The 17,034-nt window shown below is 71.6% G+C and carries 21 protein-coding genes; 10 read left to right on the top strand and 11 right to left on the bottom strand.

Features of this window, described 5'->3' with window-relative positions:
• Nucleotides 1-32 precede the first annotated feature (32 nt).
• From HP507_RS16090 to HP507_RS16070, 5 genes are all read right to left on the bottom strand, one after another.
• Nucleotides 33-326 carry a Dabb family protein gene (locus HP507_RS16090; protein WP_175352790.1) on the bottom strand — a complete coding sequence of 98 codons (294 nt, stop codon included), beginning with the start codon at nt 324-326 and terminating at the stop codon, nt 33-35.
• Entirely contained in the window at nt 323-577 is a 255-nt protein-coding gene (locus HP507_RS16085; protein ID WP_175352789.1) for a glutaredoxin family protein, read from the bottom strand. Before HP507_RS16085 ends, HP507_RS16090 begins: the two co-directional genes overlap by 4 nt.
• Before the next feature lie 62 nt (nt 578-639).
• On the bottom strand, nt 640-738 hold the full coding sequence (locus HP507_RS16080; protein ID WP_003792170.1) for a 30S ribosomal protein bS22: 99 nt from the start codon (nt 736-738) through the stop codon (nt 640-642).
• 119 nt (nt 739-857) lie between these two features.
• The gene (locus HP507_RS16075; RefSeq protein WP_017888579.1) at nt 858-1,052 is read right to left on the bottom strand and encodes a helix-turn-helix domain-containing protein; all 195 of its coding nucleotides are present in this window, start codon (nt 1,050-1,052) and stop codon (nt 858-860) included.
• Nucleotides 1,053-1,133: 81 nt separating this feature from the next.
• Nucleotides 1,134-1,649 (bottom strand): ArsR/SmtB family transcription factor, encoded by a 516-nt coding sequence (locus HP507_RS16070; RefSeq protein WP_175352788.1) that lies wholly within the window; start codon nt 1,647-1,649, stop codon nt 1,134-1,136.
• A 73-nt stretch (nt 1,650-1,722) separates the two neighbouring features.
• Here HP507_RS16070 and HP507_RS16065 point away from each other — a divergent pair, with 73 nt between their 5' ends.
• The gene (locus HP507_RS16065; protein ID WP_175352787.1) at nt 1,723-3,156 is read left to right on the top strand and encodes a TrkH family potassium uptake protein; all 1,434 of its coding nucleotides are present in this window, start codon (nt 1,723-1,725) and stop codon (nt 3,154-3,156) included.
• Nucleotides 3,149-3,844 (top strand): potassium channel family protein, encoded by a 696-nt coding sequence (locus HP507_RS16060; RefSeq protein ID WP_175352786.1) that lies wholly within the window; start codon nt 3,149-3,151, stop codon nt 3,842-3,844. The genes HP507_RS16065 and HP507_RS16060 overlap by 8 nt, the downstream gene beginning before the upstream one ends.
• A 21-nt stretch (nt 3,845-3,865) precedes the next feature.
• Here HP507_RS16060 and proC read toward each other — a convergent pair whose 3' ends face one another.
• On the bottom strand, nt 3,866-4,696 hold the full coding sequence (gene proC / locus HP507_RS16055; protein ID WP_175352785.1) for a pyrroline-5-carboxylate reductase: 831 nt from the start codon (nt 4,694-4,696) through the stop codon (nt 3,866-3,868).
• Nucleotides 4,697-4,760: 64 nt separating this feature from the next.
• Between proC and HP507_RS16050 the strand changes: the two genes are divergently transcribed.
• Nucleotides 4,761-5,717 (top strand): cation diffusion facilitator family transporter, encoded by a 957-nt coding sequence (locus tag HP507_RS16050; protein ID WP_175352784.1) that lies wholly within the window; start codon nt 4,761-4,763, stop codon nt 5,715-5,717.
• Between the two features lie 48 nt (nt 5,718-5,765).
• Nucleotides 5,766-6,143 carry a hypothetical protein gene (locus HP507_RS16045; RefSeq protein ID WP_175352783.1) on the top strand — a complete coding sequence of 126 codons (378 nt, stop codon included), beginning with the start codon at nt 5,766-5,768 and terminating at the stop codon, nt 6,141-6,143.
• A 2-nt stretch (nt 6,144-6,145) separates the two neighbouring features.
• Here the strand turns inward: HP507_RS16045 and HP507_RS16040 are convergent, their stop codons facing one another.
• Complete coding sequence (locus HP507_RS16040; protein WP_175352842.1) at nt 6,146-6,577, bottom strand: nucleoside deaminase; 432 nt, start codon at nt 6,575-6,577, stop codon at nt 6,146-6,148.
• A gap of 76 nt (nt 6,578-6,653) precedes the next feature.
• Between HP507_RS16040 and upp the strand changes: the two genes are divergently transcribed.
• The 5 genes from upp to HP507_RS16015 all read left to right on the top strand — a co-directional run bounded on the left by upp (nt 6,654) and on the right by HP507_RS16015 (nt 12,124).
• A complete protein-coding gene (gene upp, locus HP507_RS16035; protein ID WP_175352782.1) occupies nt 6,654-7,289 on the top strand; it encodes a uracil phosphoribosyltransferase in 636 nt (211 codons plus the stop codon).
• Nucleotides 7,290-7,785: 496 nt separating this feature from the next.
• Complete coding sequence (locus HP507_RS16030; protein WP_175352781.1) at nt 7,786-8,556, top strand: winged helix-turn-helix domain-containing protein; 771 nt, start codon at nt 7,786-7,788, stop codon at nt 8,554-8,556.
• A gap of 261 nt (nt 8,557-8,817) precedes the next feature.
• A complete protein-coding gene (locus HP507_RS16025; protein WP_175352780.1) occupies nt 8,818-9,330 on the top strand; it encodes a MarR family winged helix-turn-helix transcriptional regulator in 513 nt (170 codons plus the stop codon).
• A complete protein-coding gene (locus tag HP507_RS16020) occupies nt 9,327-10,676 on the top strand; it encodes a cryptochrome/photolyase family protein (protein WP_175352841.1) in 1,350 nt (449 codons plus the stop codon). The genes HP507_RS16025 and HP507_RS16020 overlap by 4 nt, the downstream gene beginning before the upstream one ends.
• The gene (locus HP507_RS16015; protein WP_175352779.1) at nt 10,673-12,124 is read left to right on the top strand and encodes a serine hydrolase domain-containing protein; all 1,452 of its coding nucleotides are present in this window, start codon (nt 10,673-10,675) and stop codon (nt 12,122-12,124) included. Before HP507_RS16020 ends, HP507_RS16015 begins: the two co-directional genes overlap by 4 nt.
• A 38-nt stretch (nt 12,125-12,162) precedes the next feature.
• Here HP507_RS16015 and HP507_RS16010 read toward each other — a convergent pair whose 3' ends face one another.
• A complete protein-coding gene (locus HP507_RS16010; RefSeq protein ID WP_175352778.1) occupies nt 12,163-13,137 on the bottom strand; it encodes a carbohydrate kinase family protein in 975 nt (324 codons plus the stop codon).
• A 170-nt stretch (nt 13,138-13,307) separates the two neighbouring features.
• On the opposite strand from HP507_RS16010, the gene HP507_RS16005 reads away from it, so the two are divergent.
• Complete coding sequence (locus HP507_RS16005; RefSeq protein WP_175352777.1) at nt 13,308-13,883, top strand: TetR/AcrR family transcriptional regulator; 576 nt, start codon at nt 13,308-13,310, stop codon at nt 13,881-13,883.
• A 100-nt stretch (nt 13,884-13,983) separates the two neighbouring features.
• Here the strand turns inward: HP507_RS16005 and HP507_RS16000 are convergent, their stop codons facing one another.
• The 3 genes from HP507_RS16000 to HP507_RS15990 all read right to left on the bottom strand — a co-directional run bounded on the left by HP507_RS16000 (nt 13,984) and on the right by HP507_RS15990 (nt 16,827).
• Entirely contained in the window at nt 13,984-14,598 is a 615-nt protein-coding gene (locus HP507_RS16000; RefSeq protein ID WP_175352776.1) for a superoxide dismutase, read from the bottom strand.
• A 44-nt stretch (nt 14,599-14,642) separates the two neighbouring features.
• Nucleotides 14,643-15,152, bottom strand: coding sequence for a flavin reductase family protein (locus HP507_RS15995; protein WP_175352775.1), 510 nt, complete (start codon nt 15,150-15,152; stop codon nt 14,643-14,645).
• A 151-nt stretch (nt 15,153-15,303) separates the two neighbouring features.
• Nucleotides 15,304-16,827, bottom strand: a complete 1,524-nt coding sequence (locus tag HP507_RS15990; RefSeq protein WP_175352774.1) for an MFS transporter — start codon at nt 16,825-16,827, stop codon at nt 15,304-15,306.
• Nucleotides 16,828-17,034: the final 207 nt, after the last annotated feature.

Below are 17,034 nucleotides of genomic sequence, written 5' to 3'. Positions count from 1 at the left end.
TGCGGTTCCGGCCCGGGGCCTGGAGGCGCGGCTCAGCTCTCCCAGTCGATGGCCGCCCGCCCGGTGACGAGGCCGCGGATCTCCGCTGCCGCGGCCTGGTGCTCCGGGTGGACCTGGTACTCGTCGAGCCCGGCGAGGTCGTCGAAGGTCGCCACGACGGCGACGTCCTGGTTCTTCCCCGGGTAGGCGACGTTCTCGACGACCTCGAGGGAGCGAATCGACCCGACGGTACCGATGAGTCCGACGAGGAGCTCGCGGATCCGGGCGACGGAGTCCTGGCGGTCGAGGTCCTCCCGCAGGGTCCAGGAGACGACGTGGTGGATCATGCGCGGGCCTCGGCCTTCTCGAGGGCACGGTGGAGCCGGTCGGCGTCGACGTGCCAGTTGCTGTGGACACGCCCGTCGACCAGGACGACGGGGATGTCCTCCGCGTACTCCTCGCGGAGGGCGTCGTCGTCGAGGATGGACAGCTCCTGCAGGGTGGTCCCGGGGTGCTCGGCCACCACGCGTTCGACGACCGGACGGGCGTCGTCGCAGAGATGGCAGCCGGGCTTCGTCAGGAGGGTCACGGCGGGCATGGCACCACCCTAGGACACACGAAAGCCCCGGCGAACCGGGGCTTCGAGTGCAAGTACTGGACTTACTTCTTGTTGCGACGCTGGTGGCGCGTCTTGCGAAGGAGCTTGCGGTGCTTCTTCTTCGCCATGCGCTTGCGGCGCTTCTTGATGACAGAACCCATAACGGACCTCACTCGGACTGATGTTGTGTGGACACCGGGCCAACGAGACCGCGGAAAAACAACCCCGCCGAGTCTAGCGGAGCGCTGACGCGATGTCGAACGGCGCGGTTCGGACCCGACTACCCGACGTCGGCGACGCCCCCGCGCAGGACGTCCGCGACGGCGGACTCCGGGACGCGGAAGGACCGGCCGAAGCGGATGGCGGGGAGTTCTCCCGCGTGGACCATGCGGTAGACGGTCATCTTGGAGACGCGCATCATCTCGGCGACCTCAGCGACGGTGAGGAAGCGCACGTCGTCGAAACTGCCGGTCATGGTCCGCCTTCGGGATCGGTGTGACCTGTGTGGTCACCGGCAACTGTAGGGGCCGGTGGGACCCGGTGTCCAGGTCGCGGCTCAGTCCTCGTCGCTGCGGCGGGTGAAGCGCTTGCGACTGCGGTCGACGACGCGCTCCCAACCCTGCTGCGCCCCGGACAGTGCCGCGGTGGCCCGGTAGGACGCCTCGGCCATGACGCGGCCGAGTTCGGTGCCGACCTCGACCGTGGCCTTCCCGGCGGCGCCGTTGCGGCGGATCGAGACGGGCTGCCCGTCCAGCGTCCAGGCCGTCGTGGCCGGCGTGCCGTCGGCGTCCACCGCGCCCGTGAACGGCAGCACCCACTCCTCGATGCCGACGAGCGGTTCCGGGTCGAGCCGGTAGTAGCGGTGCTGCCCCTCCTCGCGGCTGGACACGAGGCCGAAGTCGCGGAGCACTCGGAGGTGCTTCGAGACGGTGGGCTGGCTGACGCCGAGCTTCTCGACGAGCTGCCCGACGCTCAGCTCCCCGCCCGTGACGTCCGATCCGTACGCGGACAGGAGCGCCCCGAGCAGTTCACGCCTGGTGGGGTCCGCCACGACGCTGAAGATGTCGGCCATGCGGCAAGGCTAGCCGGGGCGCCACGGATGTACCATGACGAACCGTCCCCGCCCATGTCCCCGGAGGCATACGATGCTCGACCGCCACGAGCCGCTCCCCGCACAGGTGGGCGTGCCGAGACGACGGACGAACGGGATCGCCGCCGTGCTCCGGTCGTCGCCGTCCCGGTTGGCGATCCTCGTGTTCGTCTCGCTCATCTTCGTCTTCACGGTGTTGTTCATGACACCCTGGGCATCCGCGGACGGTTCGACCACGCACTTCTCCGACGCGCTGTTCACCGCGGCGTCCGTCGTCTGCGTCACGGGCCTCGCGACGGTGGACATGGCGACGCACTGGTCGGTGTTCGGCAAGACCCTCGTGGTGATCGGCACGCAGATCGGCGCGGTCGGCGTCCTGACCTTCGCGTCCATCCTGGGCCTCGTGGTCACCAGGCGGCTGGGCCTGCGCGCGAAGCTCATCGCGGCCGGCGACTCGAATCCCCTGCGGACCCACCACGGGGCCGTGCCGGAGGGACAGGCGGTGCGCCTCGGCGAGGTCGGCACGCTGCTCGCGACGGTCGCGGTGAGCACGCTGACGATCGAGGTGGCGCTCGGCATCCTGCTCCTGCCGTCGGTGCTCGTCGCGGGCATCCCGTTCTGGTCCGCCGTCGGCGACTCGTTCTACTACGCCGCGATGGCGTTCACGAACACCGGGTTCGCGCCGAACGACACCGGCCTCACCCCGTTCGCCCACGACTACTGGTTCCTGTCGCTCCTGATGGTCGGCGTCGTCGCGGGCTCGATCGGCTTCCCGGTCATCCGCGCGCTCACGAAGCAGCTCCGGCACCCGCGCCGCTGGCCGATCCACGTGAAGCTCACCCTGGTGACGAGTGCGGTGCTGCTCGTCGGCGGCGCGATCGTCTACGTCACGCTGGAGGCCTCGAACCCCGAGACGTTCGGGCAGGAGGGCGCCGGCAGGACAGCGTTCCAGGCACTGTTCCTGTCCACGATGACCCGTTCGGGAGGGTTCTCCCTCGTCGACTTCGACGAGCTGCACGGCTCGAGCCTGCTCGTGACCGACATGCTCATGTTCATCGGCGGCGGCTCCGCCTCGACGGCGGGCGGCATCAAGGTCACGACGCTCGCCGTGCTCTTCCTCGCCGCCGTCGCCGAGGCCCGCGGCCGTCGCAGCATGGAGGCGTTCGGCCGCCGGATCCCGAGCGACGTCCTCCGTGTCGCGGTCGCCGTCGTGCTGTGGGGCGCGACGATCGTCGCCGTGGCCACGGTCGTGCTGCTGCAGATCACGCACGAGTCCCTCGACCGTGTGCTCTTCGAGGTGATCTCGGCGTTCGCGACGTGCGGCCTGTCGTCGGGGGTGTCCGCGCACCTGCCGGAGTCGGGCAAGTACGTGCTCGCCGCCACCATGTTCCTCGGTCGTGTCGGTACAGTGACCATCGCCGCAGCCTTGGCCGCCAGCCAGAGCCGGCAGTTGTTCCGCCGCCCCGAGGAGAGGCCGATCGTTGGCTGACCGCCGCTCACCCCACCCCGTCACCGGCGCCGTCAGCCACGACGCCCCCGTGCTCGTCATCGGTCTCGGCCGGTTCGGCGCCGCGACCGCGGGGCAGCTCGAGCGACAGCACCGCGAGGTCCTCGTGGTCGACACCGATGCCGGCCTCGTGCAGAAGTGGTCGGACCGGGTGACGCACGCGGTCCAGGCCGACGCGACCGACATCGACGCGCTCCGGCAGATCGGCGCGCAGGACTTCGCGATCGCCGTCGTCGGCATCGGCTCCGACCTGGAGTCGAGCGTCCTCATCACGGCGAACCTCGTCGACCTCGGCATCCCGCAGATCTGGGCGAAGGCCGTCAGCCGCTCGCACGGCACGATCCTGTCGCGCATTGGCGCGAACCACGTCGTCTACCCCGAGCGCGAGGCCGGCGAGCGCACCGCGCACCTCGTGTCCGGCCGCATGCTCGACTTCATCGAGTTCGACGACGACTTCGCCGTGGTGAAGATGTTCCCGCCGGCCGCCGTCCGCGGGAAGGACCTCGCCACGACGGTGATCCGAACCCGGTTCGGGCTGACGGTGCTCGGCATCAAGACGCCGGGGAAGGCCTTCGTGCCGGCGACGCCGGAGAGCGTGATCGGGCAGGACGACGTCATCATCGTCTCCGGGACCGAGGGCGACCTGGAACGGTTCGCCGCGCTCGAGTAGCCGCGCGCACCGGGGTGGTGACTAGGCCTGCGACAGCTCCTCGGCGCGGGCGATCGCCGCGCGGGAGGCGCGCTCGAACACGCCGGCGAGGTCGGCGTTCTGCAGCACCGCCACCGCGCGCTCGGTCGTGCCCTTCGGGCTCGTCACGGCCTTCCGCAGGTCCGCCGGCTCCTTGCCCGAGGCCGCGAGCAGCTCGACGGCACCGCGGAGGGTGCCCTGGACCATGGCCTCGGCCTGGTCGTGGGAGAAGCCGAGCGACTCGGCGGCCCGCTGCCACTGCTCGACGAGCAGGAAGACGTACGCCGGACCTGAGCCGGAGACCGCGGAGAGGGCGTCGAGCTGTGACTCCGGCACCTCGATGACGACCCCCGAGGCCGCGAACACCGACGACGCGAGCGCCACCGCGTCGTCATCGGCCGACGGTCCGGCGCTGATGCCGGTCACCCCGTGCCCGACCCCGATCGGCGTGTTCGGCAGGGCCCGCACGACCCGGACGCCCGCCGGGACCTTCGCCTCCATGCTCGCGATCGTCGTCCCGACGGCCACGCTCACGACGACGGCCCCGGGTTCCAGGTCGGCCGAGACCTCGTCGAGCAGGTCCCCGATCAGGTAGGGCTTCACCCCGAGCACGACGAGCGCTGCGCCGCGGACGGCCGATCGGTTCGCGTCGGCGTCGGTGTCGGTCGCGGTCGCGTCGAGCCCGCGCTCCCGGTGCGCCGCGGCGGACTGCTCGGACTTCGTGGTGAGCGTCACGGTGGCGGGGTCCAGGCCGGCGGCGAGGAGCCCGTCGAGGACCGCGCCGGACATGGATCCGACGCCGAGCAGAGCGGTGCGGGGCAGTTCGATCGTCATGCTCCCGACCCTATCCAGCGCACGCGCCTAGGATCGGATCGCAGGTCAGGGAGAAGGGACGTCTGTGAGCGCATCTGGAGGCACCAGGGCCATCCTCGCGGCACTCGGGGCCAACGTCGGCATCGCGATCGTGAAGTTCGTCGCCGCGGCGATCAGTGGATCGGCGTCGATGCTCGCCGAGGGCGTCCACTCCCTCGCCGACTCCGCGAACCAGCTCCTCCTGCTGCTCGGCGGTCGGCGGGCGCGGCGGGCAGCGGACGAAGAGCACCCGTTCGGCTACGGGCGCGAACGGTACGTGTACGCGTTCGTCGTCTCGATCATCCTGTTCTCCGTCGGCGGGGTGTTCTCGCTGTACGAGGGCATCGAGAAGCTCACCCACCCGCATCCGCTCGAGAACTGGTGGCTGCCGATCGTCGTGCTCCTCATCGCGATCGGCCTCGAGGGCTTCTCGCTCCGGACCGCCCTGAAGGAGGCCCGTCCGCAGAAGGGCCGACAGAGCTGGGTGCAGTTCATCCGCCGGGCCAAGGCTCCGGAGCTGCCCGTCGTCATGCTCGAGGACACCGCGGCGCTGCTCGGCCTCGTGTTCGCCCTGTTCGGCGTCGGTCTCACGGCGATCACCGGCAACGGGGTGTTCGACGCGATCGGCACCATCCTCATCGCGGCGCTCCTCATCGCGGTCGCGGTGGTGCTGGGAATCGAGACGAAGAGCCTCCTCGTCGGGGAGGGCGCGAGCCCCGCCGACGTCGAGCGGATCAAGCAGGCGGTCCTCGACGGTCCGGAGGTCGACTCGATCATCCACATCAAGACGCTGTACCTCGGGCCGGACGAGCTCATGGTCGGCGTGAAGGTCGCGGTGGACGGGGACCGGCGGCTCGGCGACGTCGCGGCCGGCATCGACACCGTCGAGCAGCGGGTCCGGGCGAGCGTGCCCATCGCGCGCGTGATCTACGTCGAGCCCGACGTGCTCCGCACCGGACCGCGTCCGCCGACCGAGGCGATCGTGATCCGGGCCGCCGACTAAGGGCTGCCTTGCTGGCGAGCACCCTCGTCGATCACCCACGATGGTGGCATGTCGGTGCTCTTCAACATCCTGCTCATCCTGCACTTCCTCGGCCTCGCGGCGGTCATCGGCGCGTTCCTCGTGCAGGTCCGGCGCAAGGGCGGCTTCCAGACGTTCTGGCCGATCACCGGCCTGATCGTGCAGCTCGTCACCGGCCTCGGGATGATGGGCATCATCGACGCGACGCACGACGGCGGCGCGAACCACGCCAAGCTCGGCGTGAAGCTCGTGATCGCGGCGGTCGCGCTCGTCCTGGCGTTCGTCGCCCGGGCCCGTCAGAAGCGGGCCGACAGCGGTGCCGCGAAGCCGAAGGCCGCCCTGCCGTTCTTCCACTCGGCCGGTGCGCTCGCGATCGTCAACGTCCTCATCGCGGTGCTCTGGAGCTGACCTCAGCGCCGTTCGGCGAAGAAGGCGTCCAGCAGCGCTGCGCACGCACCCTCGAGCACGCCGGCGACGACCTCCGAGCGGTGCGGCAGCCGGCGGTCGCGGGCGATGTCGTAGACGCTCCCGCTGGCGCCGGCCTTCGGGTCCCAGGCGCCGAAGACGATCCGGGACACCCGGGACGCCATGATCGCGCCCGCGCACATCGGGCAGGGCTCGAGCGTCACGACCAGGGTGTGGCCCTCGAGGTGCCAGTCGCCCGCCGCGGCCGCGGCGGCACGGAGCGCGAGCACCTCGGCGTGCGCGGTCGGGTCCTGCAGCGCCTCGCGCTCGTTCCGTCCGACGGCGACAACGGTGCCGTCCCGGTCGAGCACGACGGCGCCGACGGGGACGTCCCCGGTCGCCAGGCACGCCCGGGCCTCGTCCAGCGCACGTTCCATCGCCGGGACGAACGGGCGGGCGGCGGGCTCTTCCACGGGACCTCCTGGCGGTCGGCAGCACGGTAGGCTCGACCCTATGCGAGTCCACGTCGCCGACCACCCGCTCATCACCCACAAGCTCTCGGTGCTCCGCGACCGTACGACGCCCTCCCCCACGTTCCGTGCCCTCACCGAGGAGCTCGTCACGCTCCTGGCGTACGAGGCGACCCGCAACGTGCGCGTCACCGCGACCCCCATCGACACGCCCGTGGCGCACACCATGGGCGTCGCCATCGCGAAGCCGCGGCCGCTCGTCGTGCCGATCCTCCGCGCCGGACTCGGCATGCTCGAGGGCATGGTCAAGCTCGTCCCGACGGCCGAGGTCGGCTTCCTCGGCATGGCGCGGAACGAGGAGACCCTCGAGCCGCAGACCTACGCCGAACGCCTGCCGGACGATCTGTCCGGTCGCCAGTGCTTCGTGCTCGACCCGATGCTCGCGACGGGCGGCACGCTCGCGGCGGCGATCGAGTTCCTGTTCGACCGCGGTGCGGAAGAGGTCACCTGCGTGTGCATCCTCGGTGCCCCCGAGGGCCTCGCCGCTGTGGAGGAATCGGTGGGCGACCGCAACGTGTCGATCGTGCTCGGCGCCCTCGATGAGAAGCTCGACGAGAACGGGTACATCGTGCCGGGCCTCGGCGACGCCGGCGACCGACTCTACGGCCTGGCCGAGTAGCGAGCGGTCGCCGCGACGCGACCATTGACGAACGGGAGGCGCGGTGCCGGTTGGCGCGCGCCTCCCGTCTGCTGTCTCCCGCCTGTCCGGTTCCCCCGACCGTCCGCACGGACGGTTGACACGACGTTGGTATCCCACGGATACTCGTCCCATGACTGCAACCGTGTCCACCCGCGTCCTCTCCGAGGCACTGGGGACCACCGGCATGATGATGCCGGCCATGGCCGTCATGCGTTGTCGAATGTGTGCCTGATCGGCACCCGTTCCAGCCGGATCCCCCGCGACACCACCCCCGTCGCGCGAGCGTGATCCCCGGGTGACGACCACGTCGACGACGCGTACCACGTCACGAGGTCTGTCTCCCGTACCCCCGGGTCCGCCCCGGTCCGCAGCAGGACCGCAGGGCACCGCGGCTCTCGCCGCGCCCGGGCCGACGCATTCGACACGGCCGCGGCGCCATCTCGTGCACCGCAGCCACATCGCCCGGAGAACCGCCATGTCGCTCACCATCGCCCAGCCCCGTACCGCCCTCCGCACCGCTGCTCCCGCGCCGACCGACCTCGGCACGGTCACGCCGATCCGTCCGCGCCGCGAGCCGGTCACGCCGTCGACGACGAACGGCGTGCCGACCAGCCCGGTCGTGGCGCCCCAGCGGAACCGCGCACTCCCCGAGGGCACCGAGGCCCGCGGCTTCGCCCTCTACGTCGGCATCGACGAGGCGAAGGCCGCCGCGGCCGGCACGACCCTCGCGGCGGTCGTCGAGCAGCTCAAGGCCCTGACGGCGCAGCTGGTCCCGACCTCGGAGACGTACGCCGCCGTGGCCGTCGCCGCGGAGGGCTCCGGCGGGCGGGACGTCGACGTCGTGCGCCTCGCCCTGCAGGACCGTTCCGCGGTCGCTGCCCGCAAGCAGGCGGAGAAGCCCGAGCCCGAGGAGACCGGTGTCGTCATCGACATCTCGCGGAAGCGCGTCACCCTCGACGGCGAGGCCGCTCCCCTGACCTACAAGGAGTTCGAGCTCCTGCAGTTCCTCGTCCTGCGCGAGGGCCAGACCGTCGACCGTTCGGCGATCATCGACGGGCTGTGGTCCGACGGCGAGGACGAGACGCCGAACGAGCGCACCATCGACGTGCACGTCCGCCGGCTCCGTTCGAAGCTCGGCGCGTTCGAGGAGATCGTCCGCACCGTGCGCGGCGTCGGCTACCGCTTCGACCGCCACGCGGACGTCGCCGTGCGCTACGCCTCGACGCCGTCGCCCGACCTCTTCTGATCCGCATCGGCAGCTCTTGGTGAACTCGCAGCGAACGAGCGCCGCGGTCCCTAGCGCGCCGTTACCGCTTCGTTATACAGTCGTCGGTGCAGACGATGTTTGCTGTGGCATCGCCTGTGGAATGTGATTGCAGGACACTCTTGGTGCAAGGGAGAGGGCCGGTCGTCCCCGTGACGACCGGCCCTCGTTGCGTCCACCGGCCTCCGGTGTCGCAGCCCGTCGGTAGTGTGGGATGACCGTACGACCAGAGGGAGCGCGATCGTGGACGAGTCACGCCGGAGCGAGAAGGCGACCGCCGTCGCGGCCTGGGAAGCGCTGTTCCGCGCCCAGGTGACGGTGATGCGTGCGCTCAACGCCGAGTTCCCCGGCGGCGAGATCTCCTTCAACGAGTACGACGTCTGCTTCAACCTGTCGACACAGCCCGGGCGCCGGTGCCGCATGCGCGAACTCACTGGGCACCTCCTCCTCACCCAGCCGAGCGTCAGCCGCCTGGTCGACCGCCTCGCGGCGCGCGGCATCGTCGAGAAGCAGCCGGACCCTGCCGATGCGCGCGGCGTCATCGTGGCGCTCACCGCGCACGGGTTCGACGTGTACCGGGCAGTGGCCGTCCAGCACGCCCAGACGATCGCCGACCAGGTCGGGGCCGGGTTGGACGACGCCGAACTCCGCACGCTGACCGAGCTGTGCACGAAGCTCCGGACGGCAGCGGCGTCCACGCCCCCTCGACGCACGACGGCGCGGGTGACCCCGACGGCGGACCCGGCAGCGGTGTGACCGGCGCACTGGTCTGGCTCCGCGACGACCTCCGGCTCGCGGACAACCCCGCCCTGTGCGCCGCGATCGACCACGGCGGACCGGTCACGGTCGCGTACGTCCTCGACGACGAGTCCCCGGGCATCCGGCCGATCGGGGCGGCGAGCCGGTGGTGGCTGCACCACTCCCTCGCAGCGCTCGACGCCGAGCTCCGTGAGCGCGGGTCACGGCTGGTGCTCCGTCGCGGGGCGGCTGCGAAGGTGATCGACACGCTCATCGCCGACACCGGCGCCGATGCCGTCTTCTGGAACCGGCGCTACGGGAAGGCCGAGCGCGATCTCGACGCCGGCATCAAGTCGGCGCTCACCGACGCCGGCACGGCGGCGCACAGCTTCGCCGCCAACCTGCTCTGGGAACCGTGGACGGTCCTCACCGGACAGGGCGAGCCGTACAAGGTGTTCACGCCGTTCTGGCGTGCTGCTCAGGCGATGCCCGAGCCGCGGCACCCGCTGCCGATGCCCCGTGATCTGCCGACTCCGGCACGGGTCGCGAGCGACGACCTCGACGACTGGGCGCTGCTGCCCACGCGACCGGACTGGGCCGGCGGACTCCGCGACGTATGGGAGCCCGGGGAGCGCGGAGCGCACCTGCGCCTCGAGCACTTCGTCACCGGTGCGCTCGAGGACTACGACCACCGCGACGAGCCGGCGATGGAAGCGACGAGCGCCCTCTCCCCGCACCTGCGGTGGGGCGAGGTCAGCCCGTACCAGGTGTGGCACCGCCTGCACGAGCGCCTCGAGCCCGAGCAGCAGAAGCACACATCGGCGTTCCTCCGGCAGCTCGCCTGGCGCGAGTTCAACTGGAACGAGTACTTCCACTGCGAGGACATCGCGACGGTCAACGTCCGCCGCGAGTTCGACGCCTTCCCCTGGCGCGAACCGGACGAGCACGAGATCGACCGATGGCGTCGGGGCGACACGGGGTTCGACCTCGTCGACGCCGGCATGCGGGAGCTCTGGCGCACCGGCGCCGTGCACAACCGGGTGCGCCTGGCCGCGGGCAGCTTCCTCGTGAAGAACCTGCTCGTGGACTGGCGCGTGGGCGAGCGGTGGTTCTGGGACACCCTCGTCGACGCCGACCCGGCGAACAACCCGGCGAACTGGCAGTGGGTCGCGGGCTCGGGGTTCGACGCCGCCCCGTTCTTCCGGGTCTTCAACCCGGATCGGCAGCTCGAGCGGTTCGACCCGCACCGCGAGTACGTGCACCGATGGGTCCCGTCGGACGAGCTGCGGCCCGAGCCGATGGTCGACCTCAGGGAGACCCGTCAGCGCGCGCTCGACGCCTACGACCGGATGCGTCGATCATGAGCGGGTTCGGTCCGCAGTTGCTCGACGACGTCGACGCCGTCTTCCGCGAGCGGGTCGAGCGCGGCGTCGCCCCGAGCAGCGTGTGGGGTGTGTTCGACCGCACCGGGCTCGTGGCCTCCGGCGGGCACGGCGACCGCGGCGACGGCAGCGCACCCGACGCCGACACGGTCTACCGGATCGCGTCCTGCACGAAGAGCGTCACCGCCGCGACCCTGCTCGCACTCGTCGCCGACGGCCGGGTCCGGCTCGACGCCCCCGTGACCGACTTCGTCCCCGCGTTCGCCGACGTCGCGCTCCCGACGGCGGACTCCCCCGTCCCGACGCTCCGCATGCTCCTCACCATGGCCGGCGGGTTCCCGACCGACGACCCGTGGGCCGACCGGCAGGAGTCGATCACCGACGCCGACCTCGACGCCGTCCTCCGGCGCGGGCTGCTGTTCGACTCGGTGCCGGGCACGCGTTTCGCCTACTCGAACCTCGGGTACGCGCTGCTCGGTCGGGTGATCGCCGTCGTCGCCGGCGGCCCCTACACCGAGGTGGCCACGGACACCGTCCTGCGCCCGCTCGGACTCGACGACACCGTGTTCAGCGCCGCCGACGCTCGCGGCTTCGTGGTCACCGGTGTCCGTCCGCACGCCGGTGCCTGGGAACCGCTGCCGCTCACCGGTCCCGGGGCGTTCTCGTCGATCGGCGGTCTGTTCTCCACGGTGACCGACCTGGCCCGCTGGGGCGCGCACCTGGCTTCGGCGTTCACCGAGGCGCCCGAACCCGGCCCGGTGTCCCCCGCCGACCGACGGCTCATGCAGCAGGCGATGCGCGTCGTGCCGGCGTCGGTGGTGCCGACGTCGAGCCGCGCGACCGCGTACGGCTTCGGGCTCTTCGTGGAGCAGGACGCCCGATCCGGCGACCTCGTGTCCCACTCCGGCGGCTATCCGGGGTTCTCGGCGCACATGCGGTGGTCGCTGCGGGACGGCGTCGGGGTCGTCGCGTTCGAGAACGCCACGCAGGCGAAGGTCTCCGCCGCGGCCGATCACGCCCTCGACCTCGTCCTCGCGCACCGCGTGGCCGACGGCGCCGTCGACGCCGCGGGCGACGCGTACCTCGCACCAGGTGCCGGACGCACCACGGACGCCACGCGGGCGGCGCAGGGAGCCGTGTCGCGCCTCCTGGCCGACTGGAGCGACGACCTCGCGGACGCGATCTGCACGCCGAACGTGGCCATGGACGTGCCGTACGAACGCCGTCGGCGCGCGATCGCCGAGGCGGCCGCGCAGGTGGGCGCGGACCTGACGGCCGCGCCCTCGGACGAGCAGTCCACGGCCCCGTCGCACCTGCGGTGGTGGCTGTCCGGCACGGCCGGGCGGCTCCGGGTCGAGATCCGGCTGGCGCCGCTCGCGACCGGCCTCGTCCAGACGCTGAACGTCACCGCCGAACCCAGCGAACGCTGACCCGAACCCGGCGAACGCTGACCCCAGCCGCAAGGCGATCAGACCGGCGGCCGACCACCCACGAAGCCGAGCGCACGCGCCGCCACCCGGGTCCCCTCGCGTGCAGCCGCGCCGACCCGTACGGGGTCGGTCGCCCACGCGCGCAGGAAGCCGGCCGCGAACGCGTCGCCCGCGCCGAGCGTGTCGACGACCATCGCCGGTGTCACCGGCACCCGCTGCGGACTCCGGCCCGGCCGACCGAGCAGCACCCCCTCGTGACCGATCGTGACCACGACGAGCGGCACGTGGTCGGTGAGCGACCGGACCGCGTCGGCGACGGTGGACGCTCCGGTGAGGGCGAGCGCCTCCGGTTCGCTCGGGAAGAGCACGTCCACGCCGGCCAGGGCCTCCACGAACGCGGAGGCCCCGACGGCCCGCACGACCGCCGCGGACGACGGGTCGAGCGACACCCGCGCCGATCCCGACCGGGCCCGCGCGACGAGCGAGGCGATGCGCTCGGCTCCGCCGCCACCGAGCATCGCGGAGCCGGTCAGGTGCACGATGTCCGCGCGCGCCACGAGGTCGAGCGGGACGTCGGCCGCCGTGAGCGCACCGCTCGCTGCGGGATCGGACATCGCGGTGTGGCCGTCGCTGTTCCTCACGGACACGACGGCACCGGTGGCCGTCCTCGCGTCGTAGCGGATGTGCGGGCGCACTCCGGCGTCGACGAGCGCGCGCTCGTGCCGGTACACGTCGTCGACGCCGACCCGCGCGACGAGGTCGACCTCGGCGCCGAGCCACCCCAGCCACGTCGCGGTGTTGCCTGCAGCCCCGACCGCCCGGTGCCGGATCACCGCCGCCGGGTCGTGCGCCCCGGTGGACGTCGCCGTGGTCTGGACGAGGACTCCGTCGAGGACGTCCCCGACGACGAGGAAGCGCTTGCCCGCGCCACGGCGCCGGCCCGCCTCCGCGCGCCCGGCACGGGACGCCACGGGGTGCGGCGGGGACGCGCGGGGTTCGGACGACATGCTCATCGCCGCCATCCTACGCGGAATCGAGCAAATCTCCGTTTTCGCCGCTTCGACACCCACGAGCCGCTCGCGCCCACCCGGGCGCACCTGGCGCTCCGGAGATCGAGAGGGTAATATACTCATAGATCGTATGTGAACGGTCGCGTACCGCCCACGACCATGCTGGAGACGCCATGCCCCGCAAGCCCGACCCGACGCTCAAGCCCGCGATCATCGCCAAGGTGGCGGAGCACCTCCAGGACACCAAGCTCGAGGACGTCTCCGTCCGCAGCCTCGGCCGGGTGCTCGGCACGAGCGCCTACCCGATCGTCTACCACTTCGGCACGCGCGACTCGCTCATCGATGCGGTCGTGGACCACCTCGCCATCGCCGTCTCGGACGTGGTGCTCGACCCCCGCGCCGACGACCTCGCCCTGGCCGACTACCTGATCGCCGTGTTCGGTGGGCTCGACGACCCGGAGCGGTCCCTCGCGGCACGGCTGACGTTCGAACTGGGATCGGTGGAGTCCCTCGACGGGCGGGACCGCGAACGCACCTTCCACCGCGAGCAGATCGCCGCGATCACCGCGTGGTGCGTCGCCCACGGGTACGGCGCATCGGACGCCGAGCGCGCTGCCCGCGGTGCAGTCCTCGCCGCGCGTGGCATCCAGTGGGGCGCGATCGTCGACCGCGATCGATCGGACCCCGACGCCGCGCTGCGCGCGATCGCGGACAAGCTCGTCTCGGGCGTCCACTTCCAAGCCGCCTGAGGCACGGGACGCACCCCGGGACGGACTGGAGGCGCGGTGCCGGCCGGCACCGCGCCTCCAGTCCGTCAAGCGGTCACGATCGCGACCCGCTGACGGTGTCTCAGAGCGTGACGAAGTTCTGCGACTTCGCGTTCGCGAAGCGCGCGGCGACGTTCTCCCAGTCGACGATGTTCCAGACGGCCTTCACGTAGTCCGCCTTGACGTTGAGGTAGTCGAGGTAGAAGGCGTGCTCCCACATGTCGAGCATGAAGATCGGCACGAGGCCGAACGGGATGTTGCCCTGCTGGTCGAACAGCTGGAAGGTCGTGAGCTTCTGACCGAGGGTGTCCCAGGCGAGGACCGACCAGCCGGAGCCCTGGATGCCGTTGGCGACGGCGGCGAACTGGGCCTGGAACTTCTCGAACGAGCCGAAGAACTCGTCGATCGCCGCGGCGAGCTCGCCCTCGGGGACCTTCGTCTCCGGGCCGAGGTTGGTCCAGAAGATCGAGTGGTTCACGTGGCCGCCCAGGTGGAACGCGAGGTCCTTCTCGAGCTTGTTGACGTTCGCCAGGTTCCCGGACTCGCGGGCCTCGGCGAGCTGCTCGAGCGCGGTGTTCGCGCCCGTCACGTAGGTCTGGTGGTGCTTGTCGTGGTGCAGCTGCATGATCTTGCCGCTGATGTGCGGCTCGAGCGCGGCGTAGTCGTACGGCAGCTCCGGCAGGGTGTACTCAGCCATGTGAGTTCCTTTCGATCAGTGGTGGGCGGATGGTGCTCCGCGGCTCACGAGAGCCGGGAACGATCGGTGAGGGAGTGGAATTCCCGGTTGTGGTAGACCAGCGGCTCGCCCCGCTCGAGGCCGACGACGATGTCGAGGACCTCGGCGACGACGACCGTCGACGAACCGATCGGCGTGGTCGACAGGGGTCGGCAGCGGAGGGCACTCGCGGCACTCGGCAGGTAGCGGTCCCCCGACGGGAGGGTGCCCCAGATCGGGTCGTCGGCCGCCGGACTGCCCGTCGCGGCGAAGCGCTTCGCGAGGGCGACGCCGAGGGAGTCGACCAGGTGCACGACGAAGACCGGGGCACCGAGCACGACACCGGCGGACCCGGAGTTCGTGGACAGTGAGAAGACGAGCACGGGCGGGTCGATGGCGACGCTGGCGACGCTGGACGCGGTCAGGCCGGTGGGGCCGTCCGGGCCCTCCGCGGTGATGACCGCGACACCGGCGGGGTGCCCGCGGAAGGCGGCCTTGTACGCGTCCGCGATGGTCGCCGGTGCTTCGTCGGGCATGGGAGTCGTGGCCGTTCCTTCGGATGGGGAGGGCCGCGGCTCCGCGGCCTTGTCCCAACGTATGACCTCAACCCTGGTTGAGGTCAACGATTCCCAGGTTCGTCCGATCCCGGGCGTGCCGTGCGGGGCTCCGGCGAGGCGAGCTGTCGCCTCAGCGCCGCTTGAGCATGACGACCGCGCCGGCCGCCGCGACGACCATGAGGAGCGCCGCGACCCCCGCCGTGACCGTCACCCCGGAGTCGAACGCCGCCCGCGCCGACTCGAGGAGCGCCTGTCCCGCCGAGCCGCCGAGGTCGGCGGCGGCGGACACCGCACCGCCGAGGGTTTCCTGGGCCGCGGTGTGCGCCGACGAGGACAACCCGTCCGGCACGACGACGTGCGCCCGGTAGGCGGTGGCCAGGATCGTCCCGAGCACCGCGGTGCCGAGCACGGCGCCGATCTCGTACGCCGTCTCGGACATCGCCGACGCCGCACCGGCCTTGTCCGCGGGCGCCGTCGAGATGATGAGGTCGTTCGTGACCGTCTCGGACGCCCCGATGCCGATGCCGAGCAGCACGAACGCGAACGCGAGCGCCACGATCGAGGCGTGGTGCCCGAGCACCGACACCATCGCGTACGCGGCCGCCGAGAACAGCAGGGACACGGCGACGACCCAGCGCGGCGCTACCCGGGCGACGACCGGCACGACGACGAGCCCCGCCACGATCGTGAGCACCGATCCGGGGACGAGCACGACGCCCGAGGCGAACGGGTCGAGGCCGGCGACGAGCTGCAGGTGCTGCGCGATGAAGAAGAGGAACCCGGTGAGCGAGAACATCGCCGTCATGTTCATCAGCACGCCGCCGGTGAACGCCGTGCTCCGGAACAGTCTGAGGTCGAGCATCGGGGTCCGCGACCGGAGCTGCCGGCGCACGAACGCGACCCCGCAGAGCACGCCGACCGCGAGCATGGCGATCGCGAAGCCCCGCTCCTCCGGATGCACCACGGACTTGATCGCCCACGCCGTGGGGGCGAGGGCGCCGAGCGACAGGAACATGCTCGGCACGTCGACCGGCCCCGGGTTCGGGTCGCGGGACTCCGGCACGCAGAACGGCACGCCGACGAGCATGAGCACGAGGATCGGCACCGCGACGAGGAACACGGAGCCCCAGTGGAAGTGCGCGAGGAGGACGCCGCCGACGAGCGGCCCGAGGGCGTTGCCGGCCGCGAACATCGTCGACCAGAGGGCGAGCGCCATCCGCCGCTCCCCCGCGTCGACGAAGACGTTGCGGATGATCGACAGCGTCGCCGGCATGAGCATGGCCCCGAACACGCCCATCACGATCCGGGCAGCGACGAGCATCCAGGCATCCGTCGCGAACGCCGCCGCGACCGAGAACACCGCGAAGCCGGTGGCGCCGGTCACGAGGATCCGGCGGCGGCCGATGCGGTCGCCGATGCTGCCCATCACGACGAGCAGGCCCGCGAGGACGAGCGGGTAGGCGTCGACGATCCAGAGCTGCGTGGTGGCGTCGGGGTTCAGTGCGCGGGAGATCGACGGGAGCGCGAAGCTCAGCACGGTGTTGTCGACCGAGATGAGCAGGACGGGGAGCATCAGCACGGCGAGCGCGGCGAACCGTCGGGCACGGCTGCCGGTGACGGCGGTGGCGACGGGGCTGGTGAGCAGTGCGGACACTTCGGACTCCTGGGACTTCGAGCCGGACCGGGTCGACGGCGGTGCAGACGAGACGGGGCGCGGTGCGGGCACGCGCCCCGTCAGGACCTCACGAGTGTACCGTCTGGACGGTATTGGTTGCAAATGCAACCGGTCGACGGACTGGAGGCGCGGTGCGGGCGTGCACCGCGCCTCCAGTCCGTCACCGGGTCACGTCCAGGGCGCGTC

The organism is Curtobacterium pusillum, assembly GCF_013359865.1.
GTDB classification, from domain to species: domain Bacteria; phylum Actinomycetota; class Actinomycetes; order Actinomycetales; family Microbacteriaceae; genus Curtobacterium; species Curtobacterium pusillum.
Note: the sequence above shows the minus strand (reverse complement) of the source record. Positions and strands in the feature narration are given on the sequence as shown.

What these genes read in the sequence shown, in the direction of transcription:
- HP507_RS16090 (WP_175352790.1), bottom strand. Translation starts at nt 326, where the DNA reads ATGATCCACCACGTCGTCTCCTGGACCCTGCGGGAGGACCTCGACCGC.
- HP507_RS16085 (WP_175352789.1), bottom strand. Translation starts at nt 577, where the DNA reads ATGCCCGCCGTGACCCTCCTGACGAAGCCCGGCTGCCATCTCTGCGAC.
- HP507_RS16080 (WP_003792170.1), bottom strand. Translation starts at nt 738, where the DNA reads ATGGGTTCTGTCATCAAGAAGCGCCGCAAGCGCATGGCGAAGAAGAAG.
- HP507_RS16075 (WP_017888579.1), bottom strand. Translation starts at nt 1,052, where the DNA reads ATGACCGGCAGTTTCGACGACGTGCGCTTCCTCACCGTCGCTGAGGTC.
- HP507_RS16070 (WP_175352788.1), bottom strand. Translation starts at nt 1,649, where the DNA reads ATGGCCGACATCTTCAGCGTCGTGGCGGACCCCACCAGGCGTGAACTG.
- HP507_RS16065 (WP_175352787.1), top strand. Translation starts at nt 1,723, where the DNA reads ATGCTCGACCGCCACGAGCCGCTCCCCGCACAGGTGGGCGTGCCGAGA.
- proC (WP_175352785.1), bottom strand. Translation starts at nt 4,696, where the DNA reads ATGACGATCGAACTGCCCCGCACCGCTCTGCTCGGCGTCGGATCCATG.
- HP507_RS16045 (WP_175352783.1), top strand. Translation starts at nt 5,766, where the DNA reads ATGTCGGTGCTCTTCAACATCCTGCTCATCCTGCACTTCCTCGGCCTC.
- HP507_RS16040 (WP_175352842.1), bottom strand. Translation starts at nt 6,577, where the DNA reads ATGGAACGTGCGCTGGACGAGGCCCGGGCGTGCCTGGCGACCGGGGAC.
- upp (WP_175352782.1), top strand. Translation starts at nt 6,654, where the DNA reads ATGCGAGTCCACGTCGCCGACCACCCGCTCATCACCCACAAGCTCTCG.
- HP507_RS16030 (WP_175352781.1), top strand. Translation starts at nt 7,786, where the DNA reads ATGTCGCTCACCATCGCCCAGCCCCGTACCGCCCTCCGCACCGCTGCT.
- HP507_RS16015 (WP_175352779.1), top strand. Translation starts at nt 10,673, where the DNA reads ATGAGCGGGTTCGGTCCGCAGTTGCTCGACGACGTCGACGCCGTCTTC.
- HP507_RS16010 (WP_175352778.1), bottom strand. Translation starts at nt 13,137, where the DNA reads ATGAGCATGTCGTCCGAACCCCGCGCGTCCCCGCCGCACCCCGTGGCG.
- HP507_RS16005 (WP_175352777.1), top strand. Translation starts at nt 13,308, where the DNA reads ATGCCCCGCAAGCCCGACCCGACGCTCAAGCCCGCGATCATCGCCAAG.
- HP507_RS16000 (WP_175352776.1), bottom strand. Translation starts at nt 14,598, where the DNA reads ATGGCTGAGTACACCCTGCCGGAGCTGCCGTACGACTACGCCGCGCTC.
- HP507_RS15995 (WP_175352775.1), bottom strand. Translation starts at nt 15,152, where the DNA reads ATGCCCGACGAAGCACCGGCGACCATCGCGGACGCGTACAAGGCCGCC.